The sequence below is a fragment of the Kitasatospora sp. NPDC059722 genome (assembly GCF_042733235.1).
Classification (GTDB): domain Bacteria; phylum Actinomycetota; class Actinomycetes; order Streptomycetales; family Streptomycetaceae; genus Kitasatospora.
The window spans coordinates 186,497-197,362 of the sequence record NZ_JBHWGD010000006.1; the positions used below are offsets into that span (position 1 = coordinate 186,497).

Sequence of the window (10,866 nt, forward strand, 5' to 3'; positions counted from 1 at the left end):
CTCAGTTCTCCTCCTGTCCGGCCGGGGCGGCCGCCTGTTCGGCGCCGGGCTGCCAGCCGGCGCCCCACACGCCGGGCGCGCCGGCCGCGTCCCGGCCCGGTCCGTCGCCGGCGTGGTACTCCACCGAGTCGGCCGTCATCTGCATGAAGGCCTCCTCCAACGAGGCCTGCTGGGGGCTGAGTTCGTGCAGGACGACGCCGTTCGCGGCGGCCAGGTCGCCGAGGCCGGCGAGGTCGCCGTCGACCACCTCGTAGGAGCCGTCCGGCCCGGTCTCGTGGCGGATCCCGGCGCCGGCCAGGACGTCGAGCAGGCGCTCGGGGCTCGGGGTGCGCAGCCGGACGGCGGAGCGGGAGTTGCGCCGGATGAACTCGGGCATCGGCAGGTCGGCGAGCAGCCGGCCCCGGCCGATGACGACGAGGTGGTCGGCGGTGACGGCCATCTCGCTCATCAGGTGCGAGGAGACGAAGACGGTGCGGCCCTCGGCGGCGAGCCGCTTCATGAGGTTGCGGATCCAGAGGATGCCCTCCGGGTCCAGGCCGTTGACCGGCTCGTCGAACATGACGATCTCCGGGTCGCCGAGCAGCGCGGAGGCGATGCCCAGGCGCTGGCCCATGCCGAGCGAGAAGCCGCGGGCGCGCTTGCGGGCGACCGGGGTGAGGCCGACGAGGGCGAGCACCTCGTCGACCCGGCGCTCGGGGATCCGATTGCTCTGGGCGAGCCAGAGCAGGTGGTCGCGGGCGGTGCGCCCGGGGTGGACGGCCTTGGCCTCCAGCAGGGCGCCGATGTACTTGAGCGGCTCGCTGAGCTGTCCGTACCTCCGGCCGTCGATGGTGACCCGGCCGGAGGTGGGTCTGTCGAGGTCGAGGATCATGCGCATGGTGGTGGACTTGCCCGCGCCGTTGGGGCCGAGGAAGCCGGTGACGACTCCCTGGGGCACCCGGAAGCTGAGCCGGTCCACCGCGAGGGTCTTGCCGTAACGTTTCGTCAGGTCGTGCAACTCGATCATTCGCGCTCCCTTACTCTCTGTCAGGCTAGGACAAAGCGGATATCGCGGCCCGCTGAGTGGGCCCGCCGGGCGCACCGGAATACGGTGGCCCCATGACCCAGCTCCCCTCAGCATTGTCGGTGCGCGAGAGCGGCACCGGAACGCCCCTCGTACTCCTGCACGCCTTCCCGCTGAACGCCGCGATGTGGTCCGCCCAACTGGACGCGTTGCCCGGACTGACCGGGGACGACGCCCGCGTGCTCGCCCCCGACCAGCGGGGGTTCGGCGGCACCGTGCTGGGCACCGACGAACCCTCGCTGGACCTGGTCGCGGACGACCTCGCGCTGCTGCTGGACGCGGCCGGGATCGACCGGGCGGTGGTCGGCGGGCTCTCCATGGGCGGCTACGTGGCGCTGGCCTTCGCCCGCCGTCACCCGGACCGGCTGGCCGGGCTGCTGCTGGCCAACACCCGCGCCACCGCCGACTCCGACGCCGTCCGCGCCAACCGGGAGCGCATCGCCGCCGCGGTCCTCGCCCGGGACAGCGTCCAGCTGCTGCTCGACGAGGAGGTGGCGGCCGGCCAGCTCGGTCCGGACTCGCAGCACCTGGTCGAGCGGGTGCAGGCGCTGGTCGCCGCCGCGCCGCCGGCCGCCGTCGCGTGGGCGCAGCGGGCCATGGCGGCCCGGCCGGACTCCCGGGAGGTGCTCGCCGGGGTGCGGGTGCCGACCGCGGTCGTCGCGGGCGCCGAGGACGCCCTGGTGGCCGTCGAGGAGGCCGAGCTGATGGCGCGGCTGCGGCCGGACGCCGAACTGACCGTCATCCCCGGGGTGGGCCACCTGAGCGCCCTGGAGGCACCGGAGGCGTTCGACGACGCCGTGCGCAAGCTGCTCGCCCGGGTGGCCGCCGGATGACCGAGGAGGAGGCCGGCTGGGACTTCTCGGCCCTGGAGGTGACCGGCCGGATGCCGCTGACGAACCGCGGCGAGGGGCTGCTGGAGCTGACCCTGGAGCCGCTCGGCGAGGACTACTGGATGCGCCCGGGGGAGACCTTCATCGTCACCTCGTACGGCGACCACGGCTCGGGCCACCCGTTCGAGGTGCAGTACTGGCCGGACTCGGTCTCGGTGTGGTGCACGTCGTGGTTCGGCACCGTCTCGGACGACGAGGGCAACCAGCTCAGCAGCGGCCACCAGCGGCCGGACGGGGCCTACCCGAGATGATGACGCCCTGAACGACGGCGGGGGGGGGCCCCCCCGGGGGGGGGGGGGCGCCCGGGGGGGGGGGGCGCGGCCCCGGGGGGGGGGGGGCCCCCCGGGGGGGGGGGGGGGGCGGGCCGGGGGGGCGGCGCCGCCCCCCCCGCCGCGGCGCGCGCCCCCGCCCGCCGCGCGGCCCCGCCCGCGGCCGCCCCGCCGCCCCCCGGCGGCCCCCCCCCCGCCGCGGCCCCCCCCCCCCCGCCGTGCTGCTGCGTCAGCGGCCCTGCTGGGCGGGCACGCCGATGGTGTCGTCGTTCGGCAGCGAGGCGGCGGCCACGGCCGCGCCGGTCAGCGTCGCCAGCATCTCGCGGACGTTGGTCAGCTGGGCGTTGATGCTGTCGCGGCGGTTGGTGAGCGCCGCCAGCTCGCGCTCGGACTCGCTGCGGATCCGGTCGGCCTTGGCGTTCGCGTCGGCCACGATGTCCTCGGACTGGCGCTGGGCCGTCTCGACGGTCTGGCGGGCGCGGCGCTCGGCGTCGGTGCGCAGCTTCTCGGCCTCCAGGCGCAGCTGCTCGGCCCGGTGCTCGATCTCGGCGAGGCGCTTCTCGGCCTTGGCCTGACGGGCGGCCAGGTCGCGCTCGGACTGCTCGCGGCGCTTGGCCAGGTTGGTCTCGAACTCCAGCGCGGCCTGGGCGGCCTTGGTGCGGGTCTCCTCGAAGAGGGCGTCCGCCTCCTCGCGCTTGTTCTGCGCGTCCTTGTTGGCCTCGGCGCGCAGCTGGGCCGCGTCGCTCTTGGCCTTGTCGACGATCCGCATGCCCTCGTCCTCCGCCTTGGCCTTGCGGTCCTTGGCGTAGTTCTCGGCCTCGGTGCGGACCTGCTGGGCGGCGGCCTCGGCGAGCTCGCGGTGCTGCTCGGCGGCGCGGTGCGCCTCGTCGCGCAGGTCCTTGGCCTCCTCCTCGGCGAGGCGCAGGATCTTCTCGACCCGGGCGCCGAGACCGGCGTACGACGGCTCCTGCTCGGCGACCGCCGCCTGGGCGGTCTGCGTCTCCAGGTGGAGCTCCTCGATGCGCTTCTCCAGCGCACTGATCCGGGTCAAGGCACTGTCACGGTCGGCCACCAGCTTGGTGATCCGCTCGTCGACCTGGGCACGCTCGTACCCACGGCGCACCAGGTCGAAGCCGTGAGGGGAGTGACTGTCGCTCATGGGGTTCTGGGCTTCCTGTCGTCAAACCGCTGAGGTGGTTGAGGGAATCCTGACACGGTACCGGAGTGTCGACGGCGAAATGCCGTTGTCCCGCGGACAATGTCCGCTCAATCGGGTGGTGCGTTCTTGGAGCGATTGCCACCCGACCGGGGGGAGCCAACTCCGGCACCGGCCTTGGCACCCCCGTCCTTCTTGCTGCTTCCCCCGTTGGTCTGTGCGACCGGTGCCGGTGCCTCAAAGGCCTCCAGGGCGGACAGGACGTCCTGGACCCTGGAGATCTCGGTGTTGATGTCCTTGCGACGGCGCACCAGTTCGTCGAGCTCGCGCCGGCCCTCGGTGGTGACGCGCTCCGCCTCGGCGCGCGCCTCCTCCAGCAGGCGCTCGGCCTCGGCCTTGGCCAGCTCGACCTGCTCGTCCGCCGCGCGGTCGGCGGCCTGCAGCCGCTTCTCCGCCTCGGCGGACGCCTTCTCCAGCCGCTCCTCGGCCTCCTCCTGGGAGGACCGCAGCTTGGCCTCGGCCTTCTCGATCAGCGCCTCGGCCCGGTCGGTGGAGGTGGAGAGCTTGGTCTCCGCCTCCTTGAGCAGGCCCTCGGCCTTGCGGACCGCCGACAGCCGGACCTTGCTCGCCTCGGCGGACGCCTCCGAGGAGAGCTCCCCGGCCCGCTCCTCGGCGGCGGCGACCAGGGCCGCCGCGCGGTCCTCGGCCTCGGCGACGGTGGCGACCGCCTGCTCCTCGGCCTCGGTGAGCTGCTCCTGGGCGGCCGTCACCAGCGCGTCGACGCGCTCGCCGGCCGACTTCATGGCCGCCGCGTTCTCCTTGCGGGCGCGCTCGTGCAGCGCCTCGACCTCGGCGTCCGTGCGCTCGCGCAGCTCCTCGGCGCGCTCGCGGATCGCGGTCGCGTCCCGGCGGGCCTCGGCGAGCAGCGCGTCGGCGTCGGAGCGGCCCTTCTCCACCTCGCCCTGGCCGGCCGCCTCGCCGGCGGCGACCAGCCGGTCGGCCTCCTTGCGGGCGGCGGCGACCATCGCGTCGGCCTGCTCCTCGGCGGCGGCGGTGGTGGCCAGCGCGGTGGTCTGGGCGTCCTCGCCGAGTGACTCGGCGTCCGCGAAGGCCCGCTCCAGGACGGACTTGGCCTGGTCGCGGGTGGCCTTGTCGAACTGCTCGGCGGCCTCCCGGGTGTCCGCGTCGTAGGCGTCGGCGCGGGCGTGGGTCGCGGAGTCGTACTCGTCGGCCAGGGTGCGGGTCGCGAGCGCGTACTCCTCGGCCTCCGAGCGCAGCGCGGCGGCCAGCTCCTCGGCGTCGGCGACCACGCCGGCCGCGTGCTCCTCGGCGGCGGCGACCGTCCGGGCGGCCTGGGCCTCGGCGTCGGCGCGCAGCTGGTCGGCGGCCTCCTGGGCGGTGCGCAGCTCGTGGTCGGCCTCGGCGCGCAGCTGCTCGTCGTAGGCCTGGGCCTCGGCGTACCGGCGGGCGATCTCGGCCTCGGCGGCCTCGCGCTCGGCGGCGAGCTCCAGCTCGGTCTGCTCGCGCAGGGCGGCCGTCTCGGCCTCGGTGCGGGCGCGCAGGTCGGCGGTCTCGCGGTCGGCGAGCTCGCGCTGCTCCGAGGTTTCCCGGTCGGCGAGCTCGCGCTGCTCGGCGGTCTCCCGCTCGGCGTCGGCGCGCAGGTCGGCGGCGGCCTGTTCGGCCTGCTCGCGGACGTCGGCGGCCTCGCGCTCGGCGGTGGCCGTCAGCTCGGCGATCTGCTGGGAGGCGGCCTCGTGCAGGCCGGCCACCGACTGGCGGACCTCGGCGGCCTCGTCCTCGGCGACCTCGACCAGCGCGGCGCACTCCGCCTTGGCGGCGGCGACCAGCTCGTCGCCGTCGGCGCGGGCCCGGTCCAGGACGGCACCGGCCTCGGCGCGGATGGTGTCGGCGGTGGCGCGGGCCTCGGACAGCTCGCGGCCGGCCTCGGCACGGACCGTCTCGGCCTGCTCGGCGGCCAGCGCCAGGTCGGCGGCGGCCTTCTCGCGGATCTCCTTGGCGGCCTGGGCGGCCTCGGCCTTGCGCTGCTCGGCGGAGACGCGGGCGGCCTCCAGCAGCTCCTCGGCGTCGGCGCGCTGGGCGGCGGTCTCGGTGGCGGTGTGCTCGGCGAGCTCGTCCGCGGCCTGCTCGGCCTCGGCGCGGACGCGCTCGGCGTAGGCCTCGGCGTCGGTGCGCTGGGCGACCGTTTCGGCGGCGGTGCGCTCGGTGAGGTCGGCGGCGGCCTGCTCGGCCTCCGTGCGGACGCGCTCGGCGTAGGCCTCGGCATCGGTGCGCTGGGCGGTCGTCTCGGCCGCGGTGCGCTCGGTGAGGTCGGTGGCGGTCTGTTCGGCCTCGGTGCGGACGCGCTCGGCGTACGTCTCGGCGGCCTCGCGGACGGCGGCCGTCTCGGCGGCCGTCCGCCTGGTCAGCTCGTCCGCGGCCTGCTCGGCATCGGTGCGCTGGGCGGCCGTTTCGGCGGCGGTGCGCTCGGTGAGGTCGGTGGCGGTCTGTTCGGCCTCGGTGCGGACGCGCTCGGCGTACGTCTCGGCGGCCTCGCGGACGGCGGCGGTCTCGGCGGCCGTCCGCTTCGTCAGCTCCTCGGCGCCCTGCTCGGCCTGCTCACGCGCGGCCCGGGCGGCGGCCAGCTGCTCCGCGGTCTCCTCGCGCTCGTGCTGGAGCCCGGCGGCGGCCTCCTCGTGCTCGCGCCGGCTCTCCTCGCGCAGCGCGGTGGCGACCGTCTCGGCCTCGCCCCGGGTGCGGGCGGCCTCGGTGTCGGCCTCGGTGCGCACGCGCTCGGCGTCGGCCACCGCGGCGTCCCGTACGGCCTTCGCCGCGGCCTCGGCGTCGGCCCGCAGGGCCTCTGCGGCGGTGCCCGCCTCGGCGCGCACCCGCTGGTCGAACTCGGCCGCGTCACGCCGGAGTTCGGCGGTCTCGCGCTCGGCGGCGGTGCGGTTCTCGGCGGCCGCGGCGCGGGCGGCGGCGAGCGCGTCCTGGCCCTGCTGCTCGGCGGCGGCGGTGATCTTCCCGGCCTCGGCACGGGCCCGGGACAGGGTCTGCTCGGCCCGGCCCTGGGTCTCGGCGGCCTGCTCCTGGGCCTGCTCGCGCAGCCGCTCGATCTCGGCGGCGGCGCCGGCGCGCAGCTCGTCCGCGTCGGCCTTGGCCTTGGTGAGCAGTTCCTCGGCGTTCTTCGCCGACTCCTCGATCTGCACCACGGCCTGGCGGCGGGCCTCGCCGCGGACCCGGTCGGCCTCGGCGGCGGCCTGGGCGCGCAGCTCCTCGGCCTCGGCGCGCAGCCGGGCGGCCTCGTCCTGCATCTGCTCGATCCGCTCGCGGATCGCGGCCGCGTCGTCCAGGGCGGCGTTCTGGGCCTGCTCGACGGCGGCCTGGGCCTGCTCGCGCAGGAGCTGGGCCTCGGCGGCGGCCTCGGTGCGGATCCGCTCGGCCTCCGCGGCGGCCTCGCTCCGCGCCGCCTCGGCGTCCCGGTCGGCCCGGTCGAGGACCTCCTCGGCCGTCTTGGCGGCCTTGGCGAGGTGGACGGTGGCGTCCTTGGCGCCCGCCGCGCGGCCCTCCTCCTCGGCCTCGCCGCGCAGGCGCAGCGCGTCGGCCTCGGCCTGCGCCCGCAGGTCGGCGAGGTCGCGCTCGGTGCGGGCGCGCAGGTCGGCGATCGCCGCCTCGGCCTCGGCCTTCAGCTCGGCGGCGACGGACTCGGCGGTGGCGCGCAGCCGCTCGCTCTCCTCGGCCGCGGCGGCCCTGGCGGCGTCCGCCTCGGCCTGCCGGTTGGCGGCCTCGGCCCGCACCGCCTCGGCCTCGGCCCGGATGGCCTCGGACTCCTTGGTGGCCTTGGCGACCAGGCGGGCGATCTCGGCCCGGGCGGTCTGGGAGCGCTGCTCGTTGGCGGCGTCGCCGTCGGCGACCCGGCGCTCGACGGCGGCCTCGGCGTCGGCCTGGAGCTGCTCGGCGGCCCGCTCGGCCTGGTCGCGCAGCTCGGCGGCCTCACGGCGGGTGCGCTCGGCCTCGGCGATCGCCTCGGCGCGCAGCCGCTCTATCTCGGCCTGGGCGTGGGACAGCTGCTGCTCGGCGCGGGCCTGCTCGGCGGCGGCGTGCTCCTTGAGCCGGCCGATCTCGCCCTGCGCGGCGGCGAGCTGCTGTTCGGCGGCCGCGTGCGCGGCGGCCAGCTGCTGCTGGGCCTCGCCGCGGGCGGCGTCGACGTCGGCGGCGGCCTGGGCGCCGGCCTGCTGGGCCTGCTCGGAGGCGGCGCGCAGGAGGCGCTCGGCGTCGTTCTGGGCCCTGTGCAGGGCGGCCTCGGCGGCGGCCTGGGCCTCGCCGCGGGCGGCGTCCACGTCGGCGGCGGTCTGCGCGCGGGCCTGGTCGGCGAGGGCGACGGCCTCGGCGCGGGCGGCGGCCATCATCCGCTCGGCCTCGGCGCGGGCCTCCTGGAGCAGGCGGTGGGCCTCCTGCTCGCTGCCGGACCTGGTCTGCTCGGCCCAGCCGTTCAGGTGCTGCTCGGCGTTGCGGCGCAGCTCGGTGAGCTCGTCCTCCAGCTGGCGGCGGCGGGCGGTGAGCTCGGCCTCCAGGCGGGCGGTGCGCTCGGCGGCCTCGGCCATGATCCGCTGGGTCGCGGCCTGGGAGTCCCGCAGCTGGCGCTCGGCGTCCGCGCGCATCTGCTGGGCCTGCATCTCGGCGGTCCTGAGCATCTGCTCGGCCTGGCCGGAGACGGCGTCGAAGGCACGCGGCTGGGCGAGCATGCGACGGGATTCGTGCAGCTTGGCCCGGAGCACCTCCACCTGGTAGGCGAGGTCCTCGGCGTGCTCGACTGCCTTGTCCCGCTCCTTTCGAGTCCGACCCATCTCGGCCTCGAACTGGGAGAGGTGATCGTCAGCCTCGTAGCGGTCGTTGCCCCGCACTCCGCGGTCCCATCCATCTCCTGGTCGCGTCCTCGACCCGGCCGGTGCGAGGCCCCCGTGGTTCCGGGTGCCGCTCCGACTGGTCCTTGCATCCGCGGCCGGTGAGCCCCCACGTTCAAGCCGGGGCCGCCCGCCGCGGTCGTCGGAGCCCTCGGTGCGGGAGCGCGGTGATGCCGCGTTCCCCCGTCCGGGTGGACTCCTGGGCGAACTCTTGCCTTGTGGAGAATGGTGACAGATCCGACTTGCGACTGTTCAGCCGTGCCCGCGTAGTGGACTCCCCTGCGACGGGCCGCCGCCGGAGGGCGGACGGGCCTGTCATCGGCCGTGCCCGTCCCCTCCGTCCCCCGGAGTCTTCGCGCACCTGGGCATTGTAGTGGGAGCGCACTGCGGGGGAATGGCCGCGTGGGGGTTTTCGGCGTACCCGGCCAGGTTACTGACGAGTTCCCGGGTCCGGGCGGAGCGAGGGCCCCGTCGAAAGGTGCATGCGCGTCCGGCGCCTCCCGGGCGTCAGCGGGGGGAGGGAACGGGATGCCGCCCGGGGCGGGAGCGGCATCCCGGGGCTCTCAGTGCTCGTCGTGGGCGGCCGGTTCGGCCGAGGTGACCAGCTCGGTCAGGACGCCGCCGCAGTCCTTGGGGTGCAGGAACGTGATCCGCGAGCCCATCGAGCCGATCCGCGGCTGGTCGTACAGGACCCGGACGCCCTTGCCCCGGATCGCCTCCGCGTCGCCGTCGACGTCGGCGGTGCCGAAGGCGATGTGGTGGACGCCCTCGCCGTTCTTCTCCAGCCACTTGGCGACGGTCGAGTCGGGCCGGGTGGGCTCCAGCAGCTGGAGGTAGGAGGCGCCGCCGTCGCCGGTGTCGTTGATCTTGAGCATGGCCTCGCGGACGCCCTGCTCCTCGTTGACCTCGCTGTGGAACACCTCGAAGCCGTACGTGGCGCGGTAGAACTCGACCGTCTTGTCGAGGTCTCGGCAGGCGATGCCGATGTGGTCGATACGGGTCAGCACGGCGGCCTCCGGTGAGCGGGTCGCGAAACGGGTGGCCACCAGTGCAGCGCATCGCGCTTAACGCGCGCCAGCGCCGGACGTGCGAGTCTGCTCACACGCCCGGGGTTCACCCGGACCGCGTTGACACGGTGTTGACTGGACGGTGCCAGTGCGCTCGATCACACCGTAGCTCCGGTGACGGGCGGGTAACAGGTCAGTACATTGAGCGGCATCCTCACCTGGCCACGACGTGCGAAGGGGCTCGTCCCATGACCAACACCACCTCTGTGATCGTTGCCGGTGCGCGGACCCCCATGGGTCGCCTGCTCGGCTCGCTCAAGGGCTTCTCCGGAGCCGACCTCGGCGGCTTCGCGATCAAGGGCGCGCTGGAGCGGGCCGGGATCACGGGGGAGCAGGTCCAGTACGTCATCATGGGCCAGGTGCTCCAGGCCGGCGCCGGCCAGATCCCGGCCCGCCAGGCCGCCGTCAAGGCCGGCATCCCGATGAACGTCCCGGCGCTGACCATCAACAAGGTCTGCCTCTCCGGCCTCGACGCGATCGCCCTGGCCGACCAGCTGATCCGCGCGGGCGAGTTCGACATCGTCGTGGCCGGCGGCCAGGAGTCGATGACCAACGCCCCGCACCTGCTGCCGAAGTCCCGCGAGGGCTACAAGTACGGCGCGGTCGAGGTGCTGGACGCCATGGCGTACGACGGCCTCACCGACGCCTACGAGAACATCCCGATGGGCGAGTCCACCGAGAAGCACAACACCCGCCTCGGCATCGGCCGCGAGGTCCAGGACGAGATCGCCGCCGCCTCGCACCAGCGCGCCGCCAAGGCCCAGGCCGACGGCCTCTTCGACGCCGAGATCGTCCCGGTGCCGATCCCGCAGCGCAAGGGCGAGCCGGTCCTGTTCGGCCAGGACGAGGGCATCCGCGCGGACACCACCGCCGAGGGCCTCGGCAAGCTGCGCCCGGCCTTCGCCAAGGACGGCACGATCACCGCCGGCTCCGCCTCGCAGATCTCCGACGGCGCCGCCGCCGTGGTCGTGATGAGCAAGGCCAAGGCCGAGGAGCTGGGCCTGACCTGGATCGCCGAGATCGGCGCCCACGGCAACGTGGCCGGCCCGGACAACTCGCTGCAGTCCCAGCCGTCCAACGCGATCAAGCACGCGCTGGCCAAGGACGGCCTGACCGTCGCCGACCTCGACCTGATCGAGATCAACGAGGCCTTCGCGGCCGTCGCCCACCAGTCGATGAAGGACCTCGGCGTCTCCGCGGACATCGTCAACGTCAACGGCGGCGCGATCGCCCTCGGCCACCCGATCGGCATGTCCGGCGCCCGGGTGGTGCTGCACCTGGCCCTGGAGCTCCAGCGGCGCGGCGGCGGCGTCGGCGCGGCCGCCCTGTGCGGCGGCGGCGGCCAGGGCGACGCCCTGATCGTGCACGTCCCCAAGGATCACAGCCCGAAGGCCTGATCAACCTCGACCTGTCCGGGGCTGGGGGGACACCACAACGCGTCGCGGGCACCCACGAAGAACACCAACAAAGAACCCAAAAGGAATGGGAAAACAGGTGGGGGAAAGACCACCCAACGCCAC

At 75.2% G+C, this 10,866-nt stretch carries 7 protein-coding genes; 3 read left to right on the forward strand and 4 right to left on the reverse strand.

Going from position 1 to position 10,866, the window contains the following annotated elements; translation table 11 throughout:
- Position 1: 1 nt before the first annotated feature.
- The gene (locus ACFV4F_RS06025; protein WP_380496783.1) at positions 2-1,006 is read right to left on the reverse strand and encodes an ABC transporter ATP-binding protein; all 1,005 of its coding nucleotides are present in this window, start codon (positions 1,004-1,006) and stop codon (positions 2-4) included.
- A 92-nt stretch (positions 1,007-1,098) separates the two neighbouring features.
- Between ACFV4F_RS06025 and ACFV4F_RS06030 the strand changes: the two genes are divergently transcribed.
- Both ACFV4F_RS06030 and ACFV4F_RS06035 read left to right on the forward strand, forming a co-directional pair.
- Entirely contained in the window at positions 1,099-1,896 is a 798-nt protein-coding gene (locus ACFV4F_RS06030; protein ID WP_380440146.1) for an alpha/beta fold hydrolase, read from the forward strand.
- Positions 1,893-2,204, forward strand: coding sequence for a hypothetical protein (locus tag ACFV4F_RS06035; RefSeq protein ID WP_329927956.1), 312 nt, complete (start codon positions 1,893-1,895; stop codon positions 2,202-2,204). The genes ACFV4F_RS06030 and ACFV4F_RS06035 overlap by 4 nt, the downstream gene beginning before the upstream one ends.
- 247 nt (positions 2,205-2,451) lie before the next feature.
- Here ACFV4F_RS06035 and ACFV4F_RS06040 read toward each other — a convergent pair whose 3' ends face one another.
- The 3 genes from ACFV4F_RS06040 to mce form a co-directional block, all read right to left on the reverse strand.
- Positions 2,452-3,381 (reverse strand): cellulose-binding protein, encoded by a 930-nt coding sequence (locus ACFV4F_RS06040; protein ID WP_329927955.1) that lies wholly within the window; start codon positions 3,379-3,381, stop codon positions 2,452-2,454.
- A 107-nt stretch (positions 3,382-3,488) separates the two neighbouring features.
- Positions 3,489-8,279: a hypothetical protein gene (locus ACFV4F_RS06045; protein WP_380500583.1), complete on the reverse strand. Its 4,791-nt coding sequence runs from the start codon at positions 8,277-8,279 to the stop codon at positions 3,489-3,491.
- A 563-nt stretch (positions 8,280-8,842) separates the two neighbouring features.
- A complete protein-coding gene (gene mce, locus ACFV4F_RS06050; protein ID WP_329928148.1) occupies positions 8,843-9,286 on the reverse strand; it encodes a methylmalonyl-CoA epimerase in 444 nt (147 codons plus the stop codon).
- A 248-nt stretch (positions 9,287-9,534) separates the two neighbouring features.
- On the opposite strand from mce, the gene ACFV4F_RS06055 reads away from it, so the two are divergent.
- Complete coding sequence (locus tag ACFV4F_RS06055) at positions 9,535-10,743, forward strand: acetyl-CoA C-acetyltransferase (RefSeq protein WP_380440151.1); 1,209 nt, start codon at positions 9,535-9,537, stop codon at positions 10,741-10,743.
- The last annotated feature ends 123 nt before the right edge of the window (positions 10,744-10,866 follow it).

What these genes read in the sequence shown, in the direction of transcription:
- ACFV4F_RS06025 (WP_380496783.1), bottom strand. Translation starts at nt 1,006, where the DNA reads ATGATCGAGTTGCACGACCTGACGAAACGTTACGGCAAGACCCTCGCG.
- ACFV4F_RS06030 (WP_380440146.1), top strand. Translation starts at nt 1,099, where the DNA reads ATGACCCAGCTCCCCTCAGCATTGTCGGTGCGCGAGAGCGGCACCGGA.
- ACFV4F_RS06035 (WP_329927956.1), top strand. Translation starts at nt 1,893, where the DNA reads ATGACCGAGGAGGAGGCCGGCTGGGACTTCTCGGCCCTGGAGGTGACC.
- ACFV4F_RS06040 (WP_329927955.1), bottom strand. Translation starts at nt 3,381, where the DNA reads ATGAGCGACAGTCACTCCCCTCACGGCTTCGACCTGGTGCGCCGTGGG.
- ACFV4F_RS06055 (WP_380440151.1), top strand. Translation starts at nt 9,535, where the DNA reads ATGACCAACACCACCTCTGTGATCGTTGCCGGTGCGCGGACCCCCATG.